General features: G+C 40.2%; 26 protein-coding genes and 4 tRNA genes. 2 read left to right on the top strand and 28 right to left on the bottom strand.

All coding sequences use genetic code 11. The features are described from left to right. The first annotated feature begins 22 nt into the window (after window positions 1-22). On the top strand, window positions 23-709 hold the full coding sequence (locus K8Q91_00740) for an rRNA pseudouridine synthase (GenBank protein MCE9628513.1): 687 nt from the start codon (window positions 23-25) through the stop codon (window positions 707-709). Window positions 710-714: 5 nt separating this feature from the next. Here K8Q91_00740 and typA read toward each other — a convergent pair whose 3' ends face one another. The 7 genes from typA to K8Q91_00705 all read right to left on the bottom strand — a co-directional run bounded on the left by typA (window position 715) and on the right by K8Q91_00705 (window position 7,157). Beyond that, window positions 715-2,499 carry a translational GTPase TypA gene (gene typA, locus K8Q91_00735; protein MCE9628512.1) on the bottom strand — a complete coding sequence of 595 codons (1,785 nt, stop codon included), beginning with the start codon at window positions 2,497-2,499 and terminating at the stop codon, window positions 715-717. 130 nt (window positions 2,500-2,629) lie between these two features. Beyond that, window positions 2,630-3,340 (bottom strand): YceI family protein, encoded by a 711-nt coding sequence (locus K8Q91_00730; GenBank protein MCE9628511.1) that lies wholly within the window; start codon window positions 3,338-3,340, stop codon window positions 2,630-2,632. 186 nt (window positions 3,341-3,526) lie between these two features. Continuing rightward, the gene (locus K8Q91_00725; GenBank protein MCE9628510.1) at window positions 3,527-4,789 is read right to left on the bottom strand and encodes a DEAD/DEAH box helicase; all 1,263 of its coding nucleotides are present in this window, start codon (window positions 4,787-4,789) and stop codon (window positions 3,527-3,529) included. Window positions 4,790-4,953: 164 nt separating this feature from the next. Further along, on the bottom strand, window positions 4,954-5,592 hold the full coding sequence (locus K8Q91_00720) for an HAD-IB family phosphatase (protein ID MCE9628509.1): 639 nt from the start codon (window positions 5,590-5,592) through the stop codon (window positions 4,954-4,956). A gap of 1 nt (window position 5,593) precedes the next feature. Continuing rightward, window positions 5,594-6,343, bottom strand: a complete 750-nt coding sequence (rlmB, locus tag K8Q91_00715) for a 23S rRNA (guanosine(2251)-2'-O)-methyltransferase RlmB (protein MCE9628508.1) — start codon at window positions 6,341-6,343, stop codon at window positions 5,594-5,596. 118 nt (window positions 6,344-6,461) lie between these two features. Next, window positions 6,462-6,839 carry a hypothetical protein gene (locus K8Q91_00710; GenBank protein MCE9628507.1) on the bottom strand — a complete coding sequence of 126 codons (378 nt, stop codon included), beginning with the start codon at window positions 6,837-6,839 and terminating at the stop codon, window positions 6,462-6,464. Between the two features lie 66 nt (window positions 6,840-6,905). Further along, on the bottom strand, window positions 6,906-7,157 hold the full coding sequence (locus K8Q91_00705; GenBank protein MCE9628506.1) for a hypothetical protein: 252 nt from the start codon (window positions 7,155-7,157) through the stop codon (window positions 6,906-6,908). A 79-nt stretch (window positions 7,158-7,236) separates the two neighbouring features. Between K8Q91_00705 and K8Q91_00700 the strand changes: the two genes are divergently transcribed. Further along, on the top strand, window positions 7,237-7,962 hold the full coding sequence (locus K8Q91_00700; protein MCE9628505.1) for a class I SAM-dependent methyltransferase: 726 nt from the start codon (window positions 7,237-7,239) through the stop codon (window positions 7,960-7,962). Between the two features lie 10 nt (window positions 7,963-7,972). On the opposite strand, the gene K8Q91_00695 is transcribed toward K8Q91_00700, so the two are convergent. The 21 genes from K8Q91_00695 to K8Q91_00595 all read right to left on the bottom strand — a co-directional run bounded on the left by K8Q91_00695 (window position 7,973) and on the right by K8Q91_00595 (window position 21,985). Beyond that, window positions 7,973-8,665: a hypothetical protein gene (locus tag K8Q91_00695; GenBank protein MCE9628504.1), complete on the bottom strand. Its 693-nt coding sequence runs from the start codon at window positions 8,663-8,665 to the stop codon at window positions 7,973-7,975. A 59-nt stretch (window positions 8,666-8,724) separates the two neighbouring features. Further along, a complete protein-coding gene (locus K8Q91_00690; protein MCE9628503.1) occupies window positions 8,725-8,904 on the bottom strand; it encodes a hypothetical protein in 180 nt (59 codons plus the stop codon). Between the two features lie 107 nt (window positions 8,905-9,011). After that, window positions 9,012-9,209, bottom strand: coding sequence for a cold shock domain-containing protein (locus K8Q91_00685; protein ID MCE9628502.1), 198 nt, complete (start codon window positions 9,207-9,209; stop codon window positions 9,012-9,014). A gap of 666 nt (window positions 9,210-9,875) precedes the next feature. Next, window positions 9,876-10,172: a hypothetical protein gene (locus K8Q91_00680; protein ID MCE9628501.1), complete on the bottom strand. Its 297-nt coding sequence runs from the start codon at window positions 10,170-10,172 to the stop codon at window positions 9,876-9,878. Window positions 10,173-10,310: 138 nt separating this feature from the next. After that, window positions 10,311-11,069: an endonuclease/exonuclease/phosphatase family protein gene (locus tag K8Q91_00675; GenBank protein MCE9628500.1), complete on the bottom strand. Its 759-nt coding sequence runs from the start codon at window positions 11,067-11,069 to the stop codon at window positions 10,311-10,313. Window positions 11,070-11,077: 8 nt separating this feature from the next. Continuing rightward, complete coding sequence (locus tag K8Q91_00670) at window positions 11,078-11,728, bottom strand: hypothetical protein (GenBank protein MCE9628499.1); 651 nt, start codon at window positions 11,726-11,728, stop codon at window positions 11,078-11,080. Between the two features lie 48 nt (window positions 11,729-11,776). After that, window positions 11,777-11,847 (bottom strand) — tRNA-Gln (locus K8Q91_00665). Between the two features lie 31 nt (window positions 11,848-11,878). Further along, window positions 11,879-12,427 (bottom strand): hypothetical protein, encoded by a 549-nt coding sequence (locus K8Q91_00660; GenBank protein ID MCE9628498.1) that lies wholly within the window; start codon window positions 12,425-12,427, stop codon window positions 11,879-11,881. Between the two features lie 10 nt (window positions 12,428-12,437). Further along, the gene (locus tag K8Q91_00655) at window positions 12,438-14,099 is read right to left on the bottom strand and encodes a CTP synthase (GenBank protein MCE9628497.1); all 1,662 of its coding nucleotides are present in this window, start codon (window positions 14,097-14,099) and stop codon (window positions 12,438-12,440) included. A 78-nt stretch (window positions 14,100-14,177) separates the two neighbouring features. Continuing rightward, entirely contained in the window at window positions 14,178-15,089 is a 912-nt protein-coding gene (locus tag K8Q91_00650; GenBank protein ID MCE9628496.1) for an ABC transporter permease, read from the bottom strand. 9 nt (window positions 15,090-15,098) lie between these two features. Further along, window positions 15,099-15,779: a cell division ATP-binding protein FtsE gene (gene ftsE, locus K8Q91_00645; protein MCE9628495.1), complete on the bottom strand. Its 681-nt coding sequence runs from the start codon at window positions 15,777-15,779 to the stop codon at window positions 15,099-15,101. Window positions 15,780-15,786: 7 nt separating this feature from the next. After that, on the bottom strand, window positions 15,787-16,668 hold the full coding sequence (locus tag K8Q91_00640) for a PCRF domain-containing protein (protein ID MCE9628494.1): 882 nt from the start codon (window positions 16,666-16,668) through the stop codon (window positions 15,787-15,789). 42 nt (window positions 16,669-16,710) lie between these two features. Next, window positions 16,711-17,730, bottom strand: coding sequence for a C39 family peptidase (locus K8Q91_00635; GenBank protein ID MCE9628493.1), 1,020 nt, complete (start codon window positions 17,728-17,730; stop codon window positions 16,711-16,713). Between the two features lie 35 nt (window positions 17,731-17,765). After that, window positions 17,766-17,838, bottom strand: a tRNA-Thr gene (locus K8Q91_00630). 2 nt (window positions 17,839-17,840) lie between these two features. Beyond that, window positions 17,841-18,140 (bottom strand): hypothetical protein, encoded by a 300-nt coding sequence (locus K8Q91_00625; protein MCE9628492.1) that lies wholly within the window; start codon window positions 18,138-18,140, stop codon window positions 17,841-17,843. Between the two features lie 78 nt (window positions 18,141-18,218). Further along, window positions 18,219-18,291, bottom strand: a tRNA-Thr gene (locus tag K8Q91_00620). A 79-nt stretch (window positions 18,292-18,370) separates the two neighbouring features. Beyond that, window positions 18,371-18,649 (bottom strand): hypothetical protein, encoded by a 279-nt coding sequence (locus K8Q91_00615; GenBank protein MCE9628491.1) that lies wholly within the window; start codon window positions 18,647-18,649, stop codon window positions 18,371-18,373. Window positions 18,650-18,655: 6 nt separating this feature from the next. Further along, complete coding sequence (locus K8Q91_00610) at window positions 18,656-18,793, bottom strand: hypothetical protein (protein ID MCE9628490.1); 138 nt, start codon at window positions 18,791-18,793, stop codon at window positions 18,656-18,658. Window positions 18,794-19,040: 247 nt separating this feature from the next. After that, a tRNA-Asp gene (locus K8Q91_00605) sits at window positions 19,041-19,114 on the bottom strand. A gap of 191 nt (window positions 19,115-19,305) precedes the next feature. Beyond that, a complete protein-coding gene (locus K8Q91_00600; GenBank protein MCE9628489.1) occupies window positions 19,306-20,019 on the bottom strand; it encodes a UvrD-helicase domain-containing protein in 714 nt (237 codons plus the stop codon). A gap of 352 nt (window positions 20,020-20,371) precedes the next feature. Then, the gene (locus K8Q91_00595) at window positions 20,372-21,985 is read right to left on the bottom strand and encodes an AAA family ATPase (protein ID MCE9628488.1); all 1,614 of its coding nucleotides are present in this window, start codon (window positions 21,983-21,985) and stop codon (window positions 20,372-20,374) included. Window positions 21,986-22,456 lie beyond the last annotated feature (471 nt).

Genomic DNA, 22,456 nt, shown 5'->3' with positions numbered 1-22,456 from the left:
TATTGTAGCATGAAGAACACCTATGCGTATCAACAAATATCTAGCAGAGCAGAAAATGGCCACTCGTCGAGGGGCAGATGAACTAATCAAACAAGGTTTAGTTAAACTTAATGGTCGCTTAGCCCAGCTTGGCGATGAAGTCAACGAAGGAGACAAGGTTGTATTACATAAAAAAGTCACGGAAAAAACCTATACTTACCTCGCCTATCACAAACCTGTCGGCATCGCCACCAACAGTTCTGACGAAAAAGAGGTAGATATCCGTAAAAGCCTAGCCCTTCCCCGAGACATCTTTCCAATCGGCCGACTAGATAAAAATTCTTCTGGTTTGATTATTTTAACCAACGATGGCCGGATTACTGACGCCCTCCTTAATCCCGACAAGAATCACGAAAAGGAATATGTTGTAACTATTAACAAAACCGTTGATCCAGAAGCCATCAAGAAACTTTCAGGTGGAATCAGGATTGAAAATTATAAAACTAAACCAGCTCAGGCCACTAAAACCAGCGATAAAGAAATAACCATCATTTTAACTGAAGGCAAAAAACACCAAGTTCGTCGCATGGTGGTCGCTTGTGGTTATGAAGTTATTCGTCTGATTCGCACTCGAATTATGAACATTGAACTAAACGACTTAGAAGTTGGTCGTTATCGTAAACTCGAAGGCGACGAATTATCGGTTTTTCTTAAGAAATTAAGTTTATAAAAAACTTAATCTTTTCTCTTTCCTTTTGATCGTTCTGATTCTGTTAGAAATTGCTTACGCAAGCGGACACTTTTTGGAGTAATTTCAAGATATTCATCACCGGTCATAATTTCTAGACCACGTTCAATAGTAACTTCAAATGGGGGCACCAACATCACGTTTTCATCAGTTCCTGAAGCCCGCATGTTTGTTAATTGTTTACCTTTAATTGGGTTCACAGCCATCTCATCACCCTTAGCAGTATTTCCGATCACCATACCTTCATATACTTCAGTTCCTGGGATGATATAGAGTACCCCCCGGTCTTGTAAGTTCCACAGAGCATAGCCCAGAGCTTTTCCAGACATCATCGAGGTCATCGAGCCGGTCGCCTTTTTCCTAATCTCTCCGTAATAAGGGCGGAACTCTAAGAAACGACTAGAGAAAATTCCCTCACCTTTAGTATCAACGATAAACTGGTTACGAAAGCCAAGCAAACCTCGAGTCGGAGCTTCAAAAGTTAGACGGACAACCCCGTGATGAGCTTTCAGATCCATCATAACCCCACCTCGTTGACCTAGACGCTCGATTACTGCACCCTGCATTTCAGCTGGTACGTCGATAGTTACCTCTTCAAATGGTTCATGTTTATGACCATCAACCTCTTTGATAATTACTTGTGGTTGGGAAACCTGCATTTCATAACCTTCTCGACGCATGTTTTCTAACAAAATAGCAATGTGTAATTCACCGCGACCAAAAACCCTAAAGACCTCAGCATCAGTAAAATCAACTCGCAAACCGACGTTTACTTCTAACTCTCTTTCTAATCGTTCACGGATCTGACGAGTGGTCACGTACTTACCTTCTCGGCCAGCAAAAGGTGAGTTGTTAATCAAAAAGTTGAGAGCAATGGTTGGTTCATCAATATTAATAGCTGGTAGAGCTTCAACGTCAGGACCACCACAAACCGTGTCACCAATATAAATTTCAGGTAGACCAGAAATCATCACAATATCTCCAGCTTCCGCTTGAGTTGCTTCTTCCCGAGCTAGACCTTTAAAAGTAAAGAGTTTGGTTAACTTACCACTATAACTCTTACCATTAATTTCCTTAACATAGACTGTATCGCCGTTTTTAATAACTCCATCATAAACTCGTCCCACCGCTAGACGACCCAAAAAATTATCATAAGCCAAGTTAAAAGGTTGGAAACGTAAAGGTGCTTCAGCTGATCCAGCTGCCACAGGCACATTCTCTAAAATAGAATCTAGTAAAGGTGTTAAATCTTTTGATTCGTCATCTAAAGATTTTTTAGCTACACCGTCACGACCAATCGCGTAAATAGTTTTGAAATCAAGTTGGTCATCAGAAGCTCCTAGGTCTAGAAATAATTCATATACCAATTCCTCCACATGTTTTGGATCAGCAGCCGGCTTATCTATCTTATTGATCACCACCAATGGTTTAAGACCTAATTCTAGAGATTTTTTAAGCACAAATCGAGTTTGGGGCATTGGACCTTCTTGCGCATCTACCACCAAAATAACTGAGTCGATGGACCGAAGGACCCGTTCTACCTCTGAACCGAAGTCGGCGTGACCTGGTGTGTCAACAATATTGATTTTGGTTCCTTTGTATAAAACAGCGGCGTTTTTAGCATAAATAGTAATACCCCGCTCTAGTTCCAGAGCGTTTGAATCCATACTTACTCCCTCAACGGCCGCTCCTGTCTGACGCATAATAGCATCAGTTAAGGTCGTCTTACCGTGGTCCACGTGAGCAATAATAGCAATGTTACGAATTTCCATATTTTGAAAAAGAAAAGGCGCCTCTCCGAAGCACGCCTCGCTTTTGTATAGTAACTTAAAAATTTGTTTTAGTCAATTCTTTCCCTGCCACCAAATAATTGGTTGCCCCTTTCAACTCACCTTTAAAAATTTACTTGGTTTTTAAGGCTAAATTGAAATCCAAACTAAAGGTATCACCAACCACATTATCACCTAGATCGGCAAAGAATTTAGTGGAACCAAACTTAACACCATAAACAGTTCTGTCCACTGTTGCTTTACCAGTCACCATCAAAGCTGAACCTTCTTGTTTAATATTCACTGGAATATCAATCGGCTTAGTCACATCTCTAATAGTTAGTCGGCCCTTAATTACAAAAGTACCATCTGTTTCCCCTTTATCCAATCGATCAAGATCAAAAACAGCTTTAGGATACTTTTCGACATTAAAAAAATCATCTGATTTAAGATGGCCGTTTAAGCGATCGGTACCACTACCTGACCCTGTTTGACTAGCTGAGATTGAGTTCATATCAACCTCAATTCGTCCTTTACTGATCTCTCCTCCAACCACTGACACCTCGGCTGATGAGATTTTAATAGTTCCTCGATCAATCCAATTAGCCAAAATCACCTTTTTCCCCTCCCAAGTAGCTGAGGTTTTACTAGCGTCTAAAACATAACTACCATCCACTAGTTTTTTACCTTCCACCTCACCAGAACTCGAAGTAGTCGCCACCGCTTGGGTCGTAGTGGCAATATTTTGAATCGGATCGGGAATAGATTTAGGAGAAGTAAAATAAACAACACCCGCGCCACCAATTATTAACAACACCAAAACTGTCCAAAATAAATTATTCATAAAATTCAATCTTAAATATTAATATCCGGCTATTGTACCAAGAAGTCGATCTATAAGGAATACCTGACCACTATCAGTTTGATTCCACCCAATTTAGCCCAAAAGCTATCTTAGCGAACCTAAAAACAATCACTTCTAAGTGATTGTTTTTAGGTTCGCTATATAAATTAGCTTTTTTAGATATGTTTAATCAACAAAAGTAAGAGCTTGGCCTTTCATATTACCACGACCAGTTCGGCCGATACGGTGAATGTAATCTTCGTAGGTAGCCGGTAATTCATAGTTGATCACGTGACTGACCCCCACAATATCCAAACCACGAGCGGCCACATCAGTAGCCACTAGAATTTGAACTTTATCATCCTTGAAAGCATTCAAGGCTCGTTGTCGCTGAACATGATTCTTGTTGCCGTGGATTGATTCCACTTTAAAACCAAATCTAGATAGACTAGAAGTTAATTTTTCTACCCCATGTTTAGTTCGACCGAAAATCAAAACTTTATTAAAACCAGTCTGGATTAGTAAATCTCTTAAAGCTTCTACTTTATCCTGACCAGCTTTCATCTTTACAATATCTTGATCAACGTTCTTTGAAGTATCTTGAGTCTTCACTGAAATAGAGACCGGCTCACGTAAAAACTCGTGAACCAATCGTTCAATTTCTTTAGACATAGTAGCTGAAAAGAAAAGTGTGTGACGATCTGCTGACATCTTGGTCATCAAGAAACGCATATCACCAATAAAACCCATGTCCAACATTCGATCAGCTTCATCTAAAACCACTGTTTTAACATTGGACAGATCGAGGGCTCGGCGATCAATCAAATCTTTGATTCGGCCAGGAGTCCCAATAATAAATTGGTTATGGTGACGTAAATCACGAATTTGCGGTTGAATGTTCATTCCACCAACACACACGACTGAGAAAATACTCATCATCGGAGTTAGACCTTTCAACTCTTGGTTGATCTGAATAGCTAATTCACGAGTCGGCACCACCACCAAAACCTTCTCCTCTTTATTTTTTAATACTTTGTTAATCAAAGGAATTAGAAAAGCTCCTGTTTTACCAGTCCCGGTATTAGCAATACCAACTACGTCTTGACCCTTTAAAATATGAGGAATGATCCGATCTTGAATCGGGGTGGGAGCAATATAGCCCTTAGTAGTAATACTCTGCTTTAATTTGTCTTCAATTAAGAAATCAGTAAAATTGTGTTCCGGTAAGAAATGTTCTACTTCTTCCACAATGACCGCCTTGTTAACAAAAACTCGTAAATCTAGGTACTGACCTTGGCCCTTACCGCGACCCCGACTACTTCCACCACTACGACTACTAGGGCGACCACGAAAACCACCACCAGTTGAAGGTGGTCGACTAGAACGAAAACTAGAGTTAGAACTATAACCAGATCGCGCTGGGCGCGAAAAATTGCGTTTGTTTTCCATAAATTTTTAGAAGCGGTCTCTTCGTATATTCGACAGACTAACAGCCACTTAGAGCTCAGTCTGGAGCCGTTTCCGAAAATCTAGTAAAAGGATTAATTTCAAAAACGAAACGTTAAGATGTGCTTATGTCTATTACTATATATCAAAACTAGGCACTTGTCAAATTAGTCAATTAACTGCAGAATTTCGGAAAAGTGGTCAATCACTCGCCAGGCTTTATCTTCAATTTTCATCCCCCTGAAAGTCACTCCATGGCCAGTAGAGGCAAAAACCCCCAGGTCGTTGTGCCCATCACCAACATATAAACACTGGGTTAAATCAAGACTTAAAGAACTGCACAACTGTTTTAATAATTCATTTTTAGCCTCAGTGTCTAGACCAACAGTCACAGTTTCAACTAAAATATCATCCTCATTAAAAACCAGAGTGTTATTGGATAACCCAAAATCCAAACCTAGATCTGCTTTAATTAAATTTACCATCACATCACTCGAACCAGAAATAACAGCTGTATAATACCCTCTAGCTTTAAGCTCAATAATCAACTCGCGTACACCTTCTCTCAAGGAATATTGTTTTAGAATATCAATAATATTTTTTCGACTAGCTAGCCCGTTTTTGATATACAAAGCAGTCAATTTATCTAACCAGTCTTTATAAGGTAATTCACCCGACACATGGGCTCGGTATAATTCTTCATCCTCTGCAATTGTAATTCCCATCCCCCGATTCAAATCAACCCAACTATTATTAGTAGTCAAAGTTTCATCTAAGTCAAAACCGACAAGTTTAATGTCAGACATATTATTTTAAAACAGATTGATGTTGGTTGCTCCAAGCGTACAAAGTCACTGCGGTGGAAGCGGCCACATTCAACGACTCACATTGTGGATTGAGTTCAATCGCTAATCTAATGTCACACAGTTCCTTGGTTTTTTCCCTAATCCCCTTAGCTTCATTACCCAAAATAAAAACAGTTGGAGCATCGAAAACTTCTTGATGGAGAGGATGATCAGCATCTTCGTCTAAACCATAAATCCAAAAACCTTTCTCCTTCAAATCACGAACAGTATTATTTACATTTCCAATAGTCACCAGCGGCACCCGAAAGGCCATCCCAGCTGATACTTTAATAACTGAACCACTGATCTGGGCTTGATTATGTTCTGGCACCAAGACTCCCGCAATTCCAAAACCAGCCGACGATCTAATAATCGCACCCACATTATGTGGGTCTTGAATCTCATCCAATAACACCAAGGCAGTATCTGGTGTCACTTTAAGCGAACTAATAAAGTCACTATAATCAACAACCAAACTCTTTAAGTTAATCTCGGCAATATAACCTTGATGAACAGCTTCTGGATCAACCCCTCTAGGTAAAGCATTTATTTTAACTTTAGTTAGGGTAATATTGTTTTTCTTGATCAGGTCAACCAATTTATTATCTTCACTCCCTTCCACCACAAACACCCTCAACACCGCCACTGGGTTGTTTTTTAGAGCTTCACTGAGAGCGTGTCGTCCGTATAAGTAAACAGTTTCGTAAATCATAAGTATTTCGAGTATACCAAAAAAGTTGATTAAAGCGAGTAGTCTACGCTTGTCTAATAATAAAACCTCCCCGACTTAAGCCGGGGAGGTTTTATTATTTAACATACTTACAGAATAATTATTTTTTAATTATTTTCTTAGCCACCTTCTTTTTAGGACTACTGTGTTTTAAAATCGGACCCCACTGCTTACGAATATCGTTAACTGTTGCCATTAATTCAGCTTGATCAACATTTTTTAGAGCGGTGTATTTTTTAGACACCTGATCAACCACTTGCTGGTAAACTGGCTCAGTTACTTCTTTAGCATTTTCTAATTTCTCAATAATTTCACCTTTCATCTTCACTGCCCAGCCACGGACAATCTTGCGATTCTTTTTAGCGTCTGGTCCAAACATTAAATAAGCCCCCACACTCAGAGCGGCTACTCCCGCCCCCACTACACCAGCAGCTGCCACTTTTTTCACCCCTGAATTGTTTGTCTGTTTTTTAGTCATAAATATTCTACTTTAGTAATTCTGATAATTCCGCCCACTTAATAATATCATGCCCCCAGAACGAGGCTAGTGTTTAGAATTTTTTCTTTTGGGCTTAAAAATTACCCGCAATGGCCAGCGACTCATCAAATCGGCATAAATATCTTCAAACTCATCTTCCACCTTACCGCCAATTCCTTTGAGATGTTCAACAATAGCCCGCACGTCTCGCAAGATACGAATCACATATATACCAATTACCAAGATAACCGAGGTAATAATAATCACAGCTAAACTAGTAATTAAAAAGAAAATGTCTGCTTTAGCAATAGTCTCCATACCACAAATTATAACACCCTCTTAGCTTAAAGTTAAACTAAACTTGTCTAAGCTGACTTTTTATGCTATAATTAAATAAATGAAAAGAAATTTCATCAACTATCGCAAGAATGGGAAAAAGGGTGGCAACTTCTGGGACAACGAATACAAGAAGGAGGGCTTTTTAGCTATTTCTGACGACCCTAGTGAAGACATGATCAAATTCACCAATTGGTTGAAGCGCGAATACGGCTACAGCCACCTCAACGCCACCATGTCGGTCTTAGACCTTGGTTGTGGCAACGGTCGCAATCTTTTGTATTTGGCAAAGACTTTTGGCTCCCGCGGTGTTGGTTATGATATTTCCGGGGAAGCTATCAAACAAGCTCGCAAAAAAAGTGAAGCTTGGCAACTAACCTACGAAGCTCGATCTATTGCTCCACCCCTCTCTGCCGGCGACCAATCTCAAATGATTGTTATGGATATGATGACCTCTCACTTCCTAAAAGCTGATGAGCGAAAAAGTTTAGTTGAAGAAATAAACCGAGTCTTACGCCCAGATGGTTTTTTCTTTTTCAAAACCTTCTTATTAGATGAGGACGAAAACGCCAAACGTTTACTTAAAGAAAGTCCAGCTGAAGAAAAAGGTTCTTATATTCATCCTCGCATCGGCGTAGCAGAACACGTCTCAACCGAAGATGAAATTATTGATTTATTATCGCCCTACTTCTTCATTCACAAAATCCTCAAATCTCACCGCCATAAAAGTAAAGGTCAAGCTTTCAAACGCCGCAGTGTCTGTATCTACGCTCAGAAAAAAGCTTAGTTTATCTCTTTTACGGCAACATCACCTCCGTCAGGCCTGGCAAACTAAATGAAAGAATTATCTCTTTAATTTTGTTTTGTAGGGCCATTAGATCAGTAGTGGTAAATTCCTTAATTGTGCCGGCTGGGTAATTCATAAACTGAGTCCGACCAATTCTGGTCTCCAATTCATAACAACTAGAATTTTGGCGATAAAAGAAACGGTAAGCCAAACCGCTGGCATAGTGTCCAGCTCCAGCATCACCAGTTGGTGCAAACAATGAAGCAGAGTAAATATCTTTAGACACCGTGCTAACAGGTGGTGTCTCGCGCCCTTGGCCGGTGGCCGGTGTCTCCAAGCATAATTTTTCAGTGTTCAAATCAGTTCTATTCTTAACCCGTAAACCAGCGCTTTCTAGATTGGTCCCTTTATATTCTAACCCAGTAAAATATAAACAATAATCAAAATCAGATTCACAAGCTGGAATATAAGACTGTAACGGGATCGACTGACCAAACGTGACTACCCCAAAATCAACAGATGGGTATTTTAAACTGAACACCTTATCAGTAATAGTTTTATCAAAAGTAGTACTTGAATTAGTACTAATTAACGAACTACTAGTTAATAGACCAGACTTACTCAAAAACAGTGGTACTGCCAAAATTAAAATTACCAAAAAAACTAACCCTATCAAGCCTACAATTAGAGTCTTGTTTTTCATTTTTCTAAATTAAATTTATAATCACCCATACAACTAAAGACGGGCCAATAAGTTTTATCTTACTTAGAAAACTCTGTAAAAGCTCTCATCAATGGTACCCCTAGGGAGATCGCAATCAAAGCTAAACTAGCCGCCCAACCGTAAGCCATAATTCCAGAGCCATTAAAAACAAGGACACCTGTGGCCACAACCGATATAAACCAGACTACTAATAGTATTTTACGACGAGATAGGGACATAAGATTAAAAATTATTATTTAAATATACTTAAATGATACACCAATTTAAGACATACAAAAACACCCCTAACGCTTACGCGTTAGGGGTGTTTTGGTTTTGCTTTTGCTTACGCGCGAGCAACGTTTACAGCGGCTGGACCCTTTTCACCTTGAACGATTTCAAAAGTGACAACGTCACCTTCTCGTAATTCGTCAAAAGTTACGCCTCGCAATTCCTTTGAGTGGAAGAACAAGTCTTTACTTTCACCTTCACGAGAGATAAAGCCGAAGCCTTTGTCTGTAAGTGTTTTGATAGTACCTTGCATAGTGATTTTTATATCTTTATGTAGTGTAAATTTAGAGAATTCGACTTTTTTGTGTGCTTTGTCCTCAACTCTAGAAGACGCTTTATTCTAACCTTTATCAGCTGAAAATACAACAAAACCAGCTAGTAATTAAAAACTAGCCAATATCTCCTGTCTTTCATATTTTCCCCTACCCGCGCTTCTTGGTTGCTTTAGCCGCCTTAGTTGCGTGTTTGACCGCCAAGCGTTTCTTGGTTTTCTTCGATCGAGAAGTTTTATTTTTGGTATTGACCGCTAATCTTTTTGCCATACTCTGATTATATACTAAATTAATCCCCTCGCCTACCAGTTATTAACACCATCTAAACTACAGTGGTGATATAATTAACTGGTGTTCGAGATATTAGTTTAATTTTAATATCATATGGCCAAAGGCATGGGCGCAAGGAAAGAAAAGAAAAAACCAAAGAAAAAGTAATCTTAAGAAAAACCGTCTAGCTATTTGTAGCTAGACGGTTTTTCTTAAGATTGTTTAAACCCACCTCCAGATCACCCCTATATTATCGACCAGAAGATTTCTTAAAAAACCCAAGCTCTGAATTATCAAATACTCTCCATAAAGTCTAATATGAAAAACTAATCAACAATACTTCCTGTTATACCTACTCACCCGCTTCTAGCCACGCATTATTTCTTTACTTTTGGGTTCCCCCATTGCCAGCGAGGTTTTTCTCCAGTTCGATAACAAATAAGAATTAATGTGAAAGTAAGAAAGGTGATTGGGAGTAAAAAAGTAAACCAGACTTCGTTGACCGGAGAACTTTCGTCGACAGTAAGAGAAAATAAAAAGACTAGACCAATATAACCAAGTAGCACCACCCACCCTTGCCAGGTAGCCGGAGTCCAGCCCCACCCATAGAGCTTACGTTTAAACCACAAGTGGTCTGGATTATCTTTCAAATATTCTATGTATTCTTTAATCATGGTCTTATATGAACCATCATCTAACTTTATTCAAAGTTGGTCAAGTCTATAAATCAACCCAATCTTCCGAATATGAAGTAGACAGAAAATTTTATACGTTTAGTTGTTACCCAAATTATCATTTCCTTCTAAAGAAAATTAAATCTCGAGCAATAAAGCCGCATGATCTGACACTTCTTCCGGCAACACTTTAAAGTCTAATACCTTAATCGTCGGGGTAACAAAAATATAATCAGCAAATTTAGCTTCTTTGGTATACAAACTAGTTCTAGTTGAAGTAACATTGTTTGTCTTAATCAGATTAACCATTCCCTCATCTAAAATAGCCACACTCTCAATATTAGGATTTAGATTAAAATCGCCACATAAAATTTTCTCTCCACTTACTGAGTCCACAAATTTTTTAATTCTTGTCGACTGCTCAAGTCTAGCTGGATTATCATTTTTATCGACACCAGTCCAATGTCCGTGAACATTCATGATGTAATATTCTTTATTGTCTAAATTTATTTTAATCCATTGCAGTTTCCGATTATGATCGGCATCCGCATGCTCCGGGTCTGGGAAATTAGGATTTTCATAGACCAACACTTCCCCATGGTCAATAACTGCTAAATCTTTTTTCACAAAGATCGCTAGCCCATAAAGATTATCAAACAAATCTACAAAAAATCCCCGATGGTTGGGCAGCCACCTTTCAATATCCTGAAAAAAATCTTTGGATATATTGGTTAGGTTCACCAAAGATAAAGCCGAGCCAGGATCAATATTCACCTTACTGGCATTATTAAAAACCTCCTGAAAACAAAAGATACCAGTATCGGACTGATTTTTTATAAAAGCTTCTAACTCCTTAGCCAACTGACCACCCCAAGTATTCAAGGTAATTAATTTCATGATTTATTTTAATTCAAGCTTTGAATAATTTTATCTATCGACTCGTTGAAATTATTGTCGTCAATTTCATAGTAGTTAAACCCATATTTTTCAGCTTCTGTTTTAAAATATACACTCATTTTATTTACAAACTTAGCCATTATCTCAATTCTTTCTTTACTATACCCCATAGCCGCCATCCAATCTTGTTCCGGAAACTTCTGACCAAATTCAATCATCGACTGGATATGGTTTGGGTTAGTATTACCCAAGTAAATAACATGTGAGGGTTTATTTTTCATCCCCGCCACCAGATGAGGCAACAAAGCAACTCCTTCGACAATATGATTAGCACTATCTTCACTGAATGTATTACAAAAAGAAACGATCGAACTCCAGAAAGCTTCAGACTCCTTATTCTGATCATCTAGTATTAGATCTGGGTTGCCAAGGTGTTTATCTAGCCACTCCTGTTCTGTTAGATCGTTATCTTTATTAGTTCTAAATAAAGCTCCGGTTTTATCTAGACAAGCCTTTTTGGCGGCACTCCTGATTGCGTCAGTCGAAACCACATGACCTTTTATTTTTTCCGCTAAAGCATATGACAATGTTGTTTTTCCCACACGAGGTGGTCCACCGATGAAATAGGTTCTATTCAGTGCGTTGTTGGAGGGGTTCATATTTAACAATCAATTTTTATAATCACTTTGTTCGTTAAAAATTGGCGGTTGCCGGACTTGGATTCGAACCAAGATACTCGCCTTCAGAGGGCGATGTCCTACCATTAGACGATCCGGCAATATATAATAAACACTCTAACAATATAGATCTCACTTGCCAAGAAAACCCCTAGATTTAAAATACCCCATCGAAACGATAGTTATCACTAAAATAACTAATCCGTAAAAGATCATAATCTGACTATAAGAATACGGAACAGCTGATAAACTACCCAAAACTAAAGCAAAAGACCATGACGTGATCGAGACTATTCCACTCACCATCAACCAAGGACTATTAGCAATAAACTTTTCCAAAGAGTGAAGGTGTTTACTAGCGTGAAAACGCAAGTGCCCAAAATGAATAAATTCGAATAATAATCCATTGAGAAAAATTATTAAAACGATACTCATCTTGGTCAAAAACTTGGTTGAGGCTAGATATTTTTCGATATCCAGAAGAAACAAACCCAAACCAGAAAAAAACAGGATAAACAATCCAATCCAAACCATTTTACTACCCACAGACAAAAATCTTAACTCCGTCTGAGAGATATGTCTATTCTTGATGGATTGGAAAAATAAGATATCACTCAAATAAGCTCCACCAGCCCCTAGAGCCACACCAAACAAATGAAAAATTACAAACAAACTGGCCATAAAAGTAATATTATTTTTTAGACTCGCGTCGACGCCCGACAGATGCTTTAATAAAAGCCGTAAAAAGAGGATGTGGATTTAAGGGACTAGATTTTAGTTCTGGGTGAAATTGAACCCCCACAAAAAACGGATGAACTTCTTTTGGTAATTCCGCTATTTCCATCAAGCGTCGATCAGGTGATGTCCCAGAAAAAATCAGACCAGCTTCTTCTATTTTAGCAATATACTCTGGGTTCACTTCAAAACGATGACGGTGTCTTTCACTTATCTCGGTTTTTTTATAAGCCTCCCGAGCCACCGTCCCACCCTTCAAGTGAGCTGGATAAGATCCCAAACGCATACTCGCTCCAAAATTACCATCTTTCACTTTCTGTTTTTGATCTTCCATAATGTCGATCACTTTGTGTTTAGCTTCTTTATCTATCTCAGTGGTATTGGCTCCAGCCAGACCGGCTTTGTGACGCGCATATTCGATGACAGCCAACTGCATACCGTAGCAAAGGCCAAAGTATGGAATCTTGTTTTCTCGGACAAACTGGATAACGTTAATCTTCCCTTCAATCCCCCGTGAACCAAAACCACCCGGCACCAAAACTCCGTCATAGGCTTTTAATTCCGCTAATTTTTTCTTGCCAGCCACCCCTTCGTAATCTTCCGAATCTAACCAATCGATATTCACCTTTTTACCCAAAGCTCCACCAGCATGCTTGAGCGATTCTATGACGGAAATATAAACATCCTTCAAAACGAAGTCTCCGGTTTTAAAATATTTACCAACAATCGCAATATTAACCACTTCTTTAGCGGTCTGCATTTTCTCAAACATCGCCCGCCATTCTTTCAAATCTTTGTGACGCGCTTTAAGTTTTAACAATTTCAAAATCGTGTCTGATAAACTATCTTTTTCAAAGTTCAGTGGTATTTCGTAAATACTACTAATATCGGGAGCGGAGATAATTCTTTCGACTGGAATATTACTAGAAAAAGCCAGTTTTTCTTTGCGCGATTTATCGATCGGATGTTCGGCTCGGGCCACAATAATATCTGGGTGCACACCATAAGAGTTCATACTGCGAACTGCATATTGAGTCGGCTTAGTTTTCATTTCACCCAACTTACCAGGCACTGGCAGATAACTAACCAACACAAACACCACATCTTCCGGATGTTTCAATTTCAAAATACGAGCCGCTTCAATAAAAATCGCATTTTGATACTCACCGACAGTTCCTCCGATTTCGACAATCGTTATTTCCGAACCAGTTTTATCAACCGACTTTTGGATTCGTCTTAAAATTTCAGCTGACACATACGGTAACGGATCAACACACTTACCGGCATAACCAAGAGCTCGCTCTTTATCAATCACGTATTTATAAACCATTCCTGAAGTCATATAACTTTCAGCTGGCAATGTTTGATCCAAAAAGCGCTCATAGTTTCCCATGTCTTGGTCAGTTTCCAGACCAGAATCCAGTACAAAAACCTCACCGTGTTCAATTGGATTCATTGTGCCAGCGTCCACATTCAAATAAGGATCAATCTTAATCGGATTGACCTTGAAACCACGTGACTTGAGAATAGCAGCAATAGATGAAGTGGTAGCGCCCTTGCCAACCCCGGAGATCACTCCACCAAGTACAAAAATATATTTCTGTCTGGGTTTAGCCATAAATAGAAACTAAATAGAAGATTAACTTCTACTTTATACCACAGTCAAAAGGGTGAGGAGAGTGGATAACCAACTAGACTACACTTTCAAATATTTTCTAGTTGCCAAGAAGCTAGAAATTAGACCTAAAACCACCCCAGAGCCAAGTAGCATCAAAAAGAGTTGAGCAAAACTACTGACATAGAAAGAAACCATGTCCAAACCACCATAAACACCTAAAGTAGCATTACGTACCCAGACGGACATTGGATAGAGCAAAACGATAGCTAGAAGCGAAGCAATCAAGCCAGCTAGTATTCCCTCTACTAAAAATGGACCGCGCACGTAGAACGAACTAGCCCCTACTAGACGCATCACGGATATTTCATCCTTGGAGGTGTAGATGGCCAATGAAATAGTGTTAAAGGTGACCAAAATAGACATCACTATCAATAAAATACTGACAATAAAACCGACTTTTTGACTAGTAGCAATGACCGATAACAATTTATCAATAATATCTTTTTTGAAACTAACCTGATCAATAATACCCGAACCATCACCCCCATTTTGACTTTGGAGATACTTAGACACGCTTTCGTATTGTGATGGATCTCGTGCCAAGATCGCCACTCGGGCTCCAAAAGGATTCCCCACCTCATCAAGTGATTGAATCAAGAGAGCGTTGTCTTGGTGACGAGTCCGGAAGTCTTCTAGTTCCTTCTCGCGAGAAGTGTAAGTAACTGATTTGACCTCTGGCAACAGCTCGACTGATTTTTTCAGTGATAAAATAGCTTCTTCACTGGCGTCAGATTTAAATGTCACACTAATATCAACTCTATTTTTTATATCATCCAGCGTCGAGTTGAGAAACTTACCACCTAAAATCAATGAACCAATCACAAACAAAGTTACACACATAACAAACAAGGAAGCGATAGTCACAGACTTATTCCGCCAGAAATTAACGAAGCCAGATTTAATAATGCGTTTTAAAGTAGTTAGCAACATATTAAAAAATTAGATTGAATATTTACCATGCTTATCATCACGGATCACCTTACCTCGATCTAAAGTGATCACTCTTTTACTCAAACTATCGATCACATCCTTGTTGTGAGTAGTTAAGATAACTGTCGTTCCAATATCATTAATCTTGCGGAAAATTTCCACAATCTCTTGAGCATTAATAGGGTCGAGATTACCGGTCGGTTCATCAGCAATCAATAAATCAGGTTGATTCACGATCGCTCGAGCGATCGCTATTCTTTGACGTTCACCTCCAGATAATTCGTAGGGAAAATGCCAAATCTTATTACCCAGACCAACCAATTCCAAGACGTGAGGGACATCAGACTGAACTTCTTCATCAGACCGACCAGCAGCTTCCATAGTGAAAGCGATATTCTCAAAAGCTGTTTTGTGGGGTAAAAGACGAAAATCTTGAAAGACACTTCCAATCCGACGACGCAAGTGTGGAATCGCCCGTTTAGATAGAGAATGAATATCGGTTGATTCAAAAAACACACTCCCAGCACTAGGCTTCTCTTCAGCTAAAATCATTTTTAGGAGAGTACTTTTACCAGCTCCAGAGTGGCCAACTACTGACACAAACTCCCCCGGCTCCACCGTGAATGACACTTCATCCAAAGCTGGTTGGCCGTCAAAATATATTTTACTAACTTTATCAAAGTAGATCATAAATAATTTAAAGATTTTTGGCTGCGTCTAAAAAAAGGTCTATTTCTCCATCAAACACTCCCTCCACATCACTAGTTTCCACTTCTGTTCGATGATCTTTGACCATCTTGTAGGGATGAAGCACGTAAGATCGAATCTGATTACCCCACTCAATCTCTGTCGTTTTACTAATGTACATGTTCTGTTCCTGAGCTACCCTCTCTTCCTCCATTCGTTTGTATAACTTACCCTCGAGGATAGTAAGAGCTTGATCACGATTCGCCTGCTGACTTCGCTCTGATTCACAGTGAACAGTTAGACCGGTCGGTACATGAGTCAGGCGGACCGACGTCTCACGTTTGTTAACGTTCTGACCACCAGGGCCACTCGAACGCGCAAACTCCACTTTCAAATCTTGTTCTGGAATATCTATTTCTTTAGTCGATTCAAATTTTGGAATAACCTCCACTAAAGAAAAAGAAGTGTGGCGTTGCGATTTAGAATTAAATGGCGACACCCGCACCAACCGATGCACTCCAGACTCATGCTTTAGTATACCATACACATTTTTGCCTTCAATTTGCATAGTGATATTACGATAGCCTCCATGATCGTTTTTATTTTCATGAATTAAAATAAATCCAAAACCACGACTCTTAGCAAAAGCTTGATACATCTCTACCAACATCCGAGAAAAATCTTCAGCATCATCTCCTCCCGCTCCAGAAAAAATAGTCATCACTGCATCCCCTTTATCGTATTTACCCACTCCCGCTAATTTATCTTTTAGATCTTGATACTCTTTAATCACAATTTGAGCCTGATCTTTATCAGTCCAAAAATCTGGTTCTTGCATTGCCAATTCGTAGGCTTCAATTTTTTGCGTTAAATCAAGTTTTTCTTGAGACATATCAAGTAAGATACACCACTGTCGTACTCTAGTCGAGATCGACTAAGAGATAATCACCATGTCATTATTATAAGCACCCCACCAAGTCAAAAAAACTGCTTCGGGTAAATAAATCCGTCCAAATTGAGGATCATTAATCAAATAAATAGTTAAACCTGGTTTCTCAACATAACCGACAATCAAAGCCACATGGTCTTGAACCATGGTGACGGATTTACCAGCAAGTGTACTGTATTTAAAATCCACTCCCGGCTGACCACCTCGAACATGCCAGAAAATTACCGGCTTATTCTGATCAAGGGCTTTTTTAATATCTTCCACCTCAGCTTGTTTTTTAGCTACACTACCAGGCCGATAGACTGCAGCCAATTTACCAACTGGACCATTATTGACACCCCAACCTGTGGCTCCAATAAAATCTCCATTTAGTTTACGCATATAACCTTTGATATCTCCCACAAAAGCTTCATCGGGATCACCCCAGACCAATTTGCCACCCACCACAGATTGTCCAAACGGCGCTGAAATTCCTATTTCTTCAGCTAAAATTTCTTGCGATACAGCCAAACCTTTGTAGGCAAGAGCCATTTGTAAGCTAGCCACCTCGCAAGATAGTGGGTAGCTTTGTTCAAACAACGGCACGTTTAAGACAACAGCTTTGGTCGATGACGCTAAAATTCCTACCGGCACTGAAGGTGACAAATGATACTCAACCGAACTTTCTCCAACATTGCGACAAATTTTATAATTCATAGCTTGCCTGGTGAGTGACCCCACTACTCCAGTCGGATTTAAACCATTATTGACTTGCCAGTTATAGACAGCTGTTTTTGTTAAGTCAAAAAAATTTCCGGTTGGTGTGGTTGTTAAATATTTTTCTTTAACCAAAAACTTCTGCGCCGACATAACATCTTTGTTGTTTTTTATACCAGCCCAGACGTTATATTTAATTCCAGTAGAACAAAAATATTCCTGAGCTAAAATCTGATCAGTGGGCAAAAATATGGCCAATAAAATAACCAAGTAAACAGTTGAGGTAAGTTTCAAAAACATAATGGTCATAAAATTATAGCACAGGACCAACTAAAACTGGTTTGAGCCACCTCGCGGGATCGAACCGCGGACCTTCTCGTTACGAGTGAGATGCTCTACCAACTGAGCTAAGGTGGCTTTTATTCACCTTCAGGGATAAGAAAACCATTTTCCATAAATCTATCTCTAATTCCGTCAGCCAATTCTTGATCACCTTCACCAGAAGCTATCCGCCAAGCATCACGAAGAGCTTCCTCAGCATAATCCATGAGGCCAGATTCTTTAAATAAATTAAACCTCTCTAATTCAAAATCAACCGGAGTTAGCAATCCCTCAATCACCCTTGCCTCTTGTTTGGCCGACCATTCGCCGACCAGGCCAATCGCCTCGTTATTTTCAGGTCCACCATTTAAAAAAGCTTCAACTATTTCAATCTTCAAATCTTCTGGGCTTTTCTCAAGCTGTTCAAAACCACCATTTTCTATTCCTATAGTCTTAAGTAGATTAGTTTATAACGGAGCCATTGCCCGGGATTGAACCGGGGACCTCTCCCTTACCATGGGAGTGCTCTACCAGCTGAGCTACAATGGCAAACAAAAAGATTGTAGTACAAAAAAAGTGGTTTTTCAATCCCAACAAAAAAACACCACAGCGTACCACTAAATTTAAACTAAGCTAAAAACTGTTTAAGAATATTATCAGCTACCTGTTTTTGTAGGTTATCAAAGTCATTTAACTTAGATCGAATAAATGACAAAATGGTCGGATCATCCGCTGAACTAATCAAGCCCTCTAATTCTTCTCGGTCTCCTGTTGGTAATTTTTCCAAAACCTCCAAAGTTACTTCTCGTAAAATAACATCTTCCACTCGTGCCAAAAACAAGTCCTGTTCAGCAGGAGAAATAGCAGTCAGATTCAACTGTTCAGCAATCAAGTCTCGTAAGTTCATATCGATTTAGGCAGACCCCAAAACTTGTCTCACTCTTTTTAGAGTATTTGGATTATGAGAAGCTTCTCTATCAGCTAGAGATCCTTCTAACATACGCATACGTTCTTCTAAAGGAGAGTAAACCTGTTCTGGTGATTGTTCCATATACTGAATATAATATCACAATCTTTATTTAATAAAGAACTAGACAAAAGTTTTTTAATGAGGCGCGGTCGATAGTCTTGGTCACGAATCTTTTAGTCGCCGTCGCTCCTAAAATTTCTCGACCCCACCTCAGTTGTTTTTCTAGCTAGAAAAACATACTTCCGACTTTCAAGTCCCACCGCAAGTAAAGCAGTTTACTTGCTTCGACCGCGCAAAATTAAAACCCCCAAAAGGGGGTCTAATTTTGCGCGGTCGATGGGACTTGAACCCACAACCTCCCGCGTGACAGGCGGGTGCTCTAACCAGTTGAGCTACGACCGCAAACAATTTAACTTTGACATCCTAACAGATTTTTCTGTTTATGTCTTGTGCCCAATCACTGACCACGACTCGAACTTTTTTGACCAGGTTGTTGGAGGCGTTGGTGCAGGGGCCACGGTCATGGAGACAGTTTAGGCGAGGTGGAGAGGAAAGTAAAGAGGGGTAAAGTTGTCTTCGAAGGCAATAAATGCTTATTCAACATCGCTTATGAATTCTGGAATCACTACATTCTTCCTGCCATCGTAGATGAAGGCGACGCTACTTTTCGCTCGTGTTATAGCTACATACAGCTTCGCCCGAGAAATATCCTTCAAGGCTTGAGCATCACCTCCTTCTAGAAAAGCTCTTATAGGACCCGTCGGACAGATCACCACACGCTCATATGTCATACCTTTTGCTTGCCCAAAATTAAGTGCTGAATGTCCATAAGTTTCTGCGTTTTTGTCGTAGCAAAGAATGGTCGGCGCAAAACGCATCATGTAGTTACCCAAGTCCGAACTACGAAGAGTAAAAACGCCGTCATGACCAGTTAAGTCTGTATACTTTGACACCGTCGGAACAAATGACGGATAGAGGGCATCTGCAAAATCGCAAATCACTTGATTGCACCGGTAACATTCATTGTGGTGAATGAGCTCGCACAGCCCCGAGCTTTTCATGTGGTCAAACCACTTTGATATTTCCGAGCCTCGATATTTCTTGTGACGCGAAGAATTATTGGTAGAGTAAATCCATTGCCTTGGATCGCCTACTCCAACCAACGTTATCCTGGACTCAAATAGGAGTTGCAGAAGATCTAGGTCGTAACCACTCATATCTTGCACTTCATCAACAAAGATATACTCGAATATCCCTTCAAGCCTTTTGATCACACTGCCGCTAGTGGCGCTATTACATCGGAGCACGAAATCGCTCAAATGCCGATTGTATATATTGTCTCCCCTGTCCAAGTAGTAGCGCTCGGGGTTGGCTCTGGAATTATACCTATTCGGCTCATTATAATCTATTGATCTTATTCTCCTGCCCAGGATCACATTTTGAAATGGCCTGGCTCCATGTATCAGCAAGAATGACAACCAAGATTGTATTGTAATGTTGGATGGTATACATCCTCTTGCCTCAAGAATTCTTTTTCTGATTTGCTCCAGGTTCTCGGTTGTGTAGGTTGTTATGAGTACACGCCCGGACGTGACGGCCAATGCCTGCTCGACAATGCGCGTCGTCTTACGCGATCCCGCCGCAGCTATGTACAGAGTGTTATTCGACGACATCTTGAATATACTTGGGAAACTTAAGTTGATGATCAGTCTCGAACAATTTGAGTGCAGAATCTGTTTTGTTTTCACTCTTTGTCATGTAGATAATTAGATCGTCCTCGGATGCGAAATCTGTTCCAATAATTGTGTTCATGGTGGCCAATCCAATACTACGAACAAGCTGCGGTTCAAGCGTTGGAAGGGAGTTGTCTTCAGAAGCAAATATGGACACGTTGGGATTATTGCTATAATCCTTATATTTTCTGGTTATATTGGCGTCATAATTGCCGTCGTTGTCGGTAACCACTGAGATTGTTTTACCTAACGCAATTGCGATATCAAGAAATCTTTTGAAAGACAATCCTCGAACATTTATTACATCAACCCCTTTATCAATAGGCATAGCCCCATGTTTTAAAAAGAAGGCCTTTTGGACAATTAATTCATCAGACGGACCTTCGACCAAGATAGCTCTTTCGGCCAAGATAAGCCGTAGCGTGTCGTATCCGGACAACTTCATGAAATACTCTTTTGTCGCCTCGGATAAGCTCGTTAGGCGGATAACACGTTGATTCGCGAGTAGCAGCAGACTGCTTAGTCCAAGCTTATTCAATACATAAGCACTGTGGGTGGCGAGAATCATTTGTTTGCCCACACAGCGCTCACTCATACGGTTGATCAGGGTGCGCATGGTTCCGTGAGAAAGATGGTTCTCCGGTTCCTCAATCAATATAATATTGGACTTATGGGCATTCATTTCGAGAGCGAGCATGATCTTGAGCATACTCTGTTCGCCCTTACCGACGAACTGAAATGGCAACTCATCGAGGTGTGGTGTTAGGTGGGTTTCCCAATTTGCCTTCTGCGAGATATCAATTGATATGGAAAGAGGTTTTTGTGATAACGGGGCACCTCCTCCCTTTTTGTTTAACACCTCATTAATAGAGACTATAGAGTCTTCTTTGCTAAATTGCTCCTTGAGCCTGCGATACGCTAAGGAGAGCGCCGCTCGGTCTTTCGCATGGAGGTGTTCATCCAAAATATCTCGAATATATGAATCAGTACCCGTCTGGAGGCGAATGGTTGTGGTGTCAATAAAGGATACTCCGACACCCAGCCCTTTGTAGGAGACAGGGGCATCCGCGAACGAGCGCCACGTCACGGTATAGAATTCTGTGGGCAGTACATTATTCCAATCGTTATCCGCCAGAAGTTGCTCATACTCTGCAGCAAAATCTTGGTTCAGAGTAATCTCCAGACGCACACCAATTGCATTTTGCTTCAACGAATTATTACTACCGCGCAGTATCTCCAATTCACAAGCGTCAGACAAATAGGCCTCAAGGAACGCTAATGGCGGAGGCGGCTTTTTGCCGTTCTTCAATGCTGCCACATATTCCTCAACAACTTCGCGATTGAAAAGATACGGCGATAGGTCTCTGTCATTTAGCGTTCGCCCGTAAATGCGCCTTGTGAGAACCAGATTGATTGCCTCAAGTATTGTCGACTTTCCCGATTCATTATTTCCTACAATAATGTTTATATCGTCATTAAAATCGGCAACAAATGTGCCATGAAAGACGCGGTAGTTGTGGATGACGAGCTTGTTTAGCATATGGGTGTAACCTCAATATTATCTAGCGTTGTCTGTCTAGGTAACCAGATTGTAGCACTTTTTGGGTACTCCAGAAACTGTGTTGAACTAACCTGGTTAGGACAGAAATCACTAGATGTATTATCGGTTAACCAAAACAAATCATGAACAGATTGCCGCCAAATGGTAGGCTCCAGACCTACCTCGCCCTAGTTCTCCAGATTTACCAGCGTTCCCTCGCCATTCCGGACAGTGGCGGGTTCATTCCGGATCAGCATAGGCGGAACGTCACTTAGCCAAAAGACGCGAAAGGTTGCTTCGCAGGACAACCGCTGCCTTCTAGACCCACACCAGAGAATCGGTGGATTCCGTGGTCAAACTTCTCTAAAAGTGGTCCAACCGCGAAGCCATTACTCTATGCAGGGCTTTTTGATAATATCAAAAGCTGGGCTGATCCTTCGAGACTCAGGAATTAAGGCTGGTTGAGACCGG

The organism is Candidatus Vogelbacteria bacterium (genome assembly GCA_021414225.1).
Lineage (GTDB): Bacteria > Patescibacteriota > Minisyncoccia > Phycocordibacterales > XYD1-FULL-46-19 > JAIOOX01.
The sequence above is the reverse complement of the archived record's forward strand: the minus strand, read 5'-3'. Positions and strand labels throughout refer to the sequence as shown.

Coding starts and splice junctions, on each gene's coding strand:
- K8Q91_00740 (MCE9628513.1), top strand. CDS start 23: ATGCGTATCAACAAATATCTAGCAGAGCAGAAAATGGCCACTCGTCGA.
- typA (MCE9628512.1), bottom strand. CDS start 2,499: ATGGAAATTCGTAACATTGCTATTATTGCTCACGTGGACCACGGTAAG.
- K8Q91_00730 (MCE9628511.1), bottom strand. CDS start 3,340: ATGAATAATTTATTTTGGACAGTTTTGGTGTTGTTAATAATTGGTGGC.
- K8Q91_00725 (MCE9628510.1), bottom strand. CDS start 4,789: ATGGAAAACAAACGCAATTTTTCGCGCCCAGCGCGATCTGGTTATAGT.
- K8Q91_00720 (MCE9628509.1), bottom strand. CDS start 5,592: ATGTCTGACATTAAACTTGTCGGTTTTGACTTAGATGAAACTTTGACT.
- rlmB (MCE9628508.1), bottom strand. CDS start 6,343: ATGATTTACGAAACTGTTTACTTATACGGACGACACGCTCTCAGTGAA.
- K8Q91_00710 (MCE9628507.1), bottom strand. CDS start 6,839: ATGACTAAAAAACAGACAAACAATTCAGGGGTGAAAAAAGTGGCAGCT.
- K8Q91_00705 (MCE9628506.1), bottom strand. CDS start 7,157: ATGGAGACTATTGCTAAAGCAGACATTTTCTTTTTAATTACTAGTTTA.
- K8Q91_00700 (MCE9628505.1), top strand. CDS start 7,237: ATGAAAAGAAATTTCATCAACTATCGCAAGAATGGGAAAAAGGGTGGC.
- K8Q91_00695 (MCE9628504.1), bottom strand. CDS start 8,665: ATGAAAAACAAGACTCTAATTGTAGGCTTGATAGGGTTAGTTTTTTTG.
- K8Q91_00690 (MCE9628503.1), bottom strand. CDS start 8,904: ATGTCCCTATCTCGTCGTAAAATACTATTAGTAGTCTGGTTTATATCG.
- K8Q91_00685 (MCE9628502.1), bottom strand. CDS start 9,209: ATGCAAGGTACTATCAAAACACTTACAGACAAAGGCTTCGGCTTTATC.
- K8Q91_00680 (MCE9628501.1), bottom strand. CDS start 10,172: ATGATTAAAGAATACATAGAATATTTGAAAGATAATCCAGACCACTTG.
- K8Q91_00675 (MCE9628500.1), bottom strand. CDS start 11,069: ATGAAATTAATTACCTTGAATACTTGGGGTGGTCAGTTGGCTAAGGAG.
- K8Q91_00670 (MCE9628499.1), bottom strand. CDS start 11,728: ATGAACCCCTCCAACAACGCACTGAATAGAACCTATTTCATCGGTGGA.
- K8Q91_00660 (MCE9628498.1), bottom strand. CDS start 12,427: ATGGCCAGTTTGTTTGTAATTTTTCATTTGTTTGGTGTGGCTCTAGGG.
- K8Q91_00655 (MCE9628497.1), bottom strand. CDS start 14,099: ATGGCTAAACCCAGACAGAAATATATTTTTGTACTTGGTGGAGTGATC.
- K8Q91_00650 (MCE9628496.1), bottom strand. CDS start 15,089: ATGTTGCTAACTACTTTAAAACGCATTATTAAATCTGGCTTCGTTAAT.
- ftsE (MCE9628495.1), bottom strand. CDS start 15,779: ATGATCTACTTTGATAAAGTTAGTAAAATATATTTTGACGGCCAACCA.
- K8Q91_00640 (MCE9628494.1), bottom strand. CDS start 16,668: ATGTCTCAAGAAAAACTTGATTTAACGCAAAAAATTGAAGCCTACGAA.
- K8Q91_00635 (MCE9628493.1), bottom strand. CDS start 17,730: ATGACCATTATGTTTTTGAAACTTACCTCAACTGTTTACTTGGTTATT.
- K8Q91_00615 (MCE9628491.1), bottom strand. CDS start 18,649: ATGAACTTACGAGACTTGATTGCTGAACAGTTGAATCTGACTGCTATT.
- K8Q91_00610 (MCE9628490.1), bottom strand. CDS start 18,793: ATGGAACAATCACCAGAACAGGTTTACTCTCCTTTAGAAGAACGTATG.
- K8Q91_00595 (MCE9628488.1), bottom strand. CDS start 21,985: ATGCTAAACAAGCTCGTCATCCACAACTACCGCGTCTTTCATGGCACA.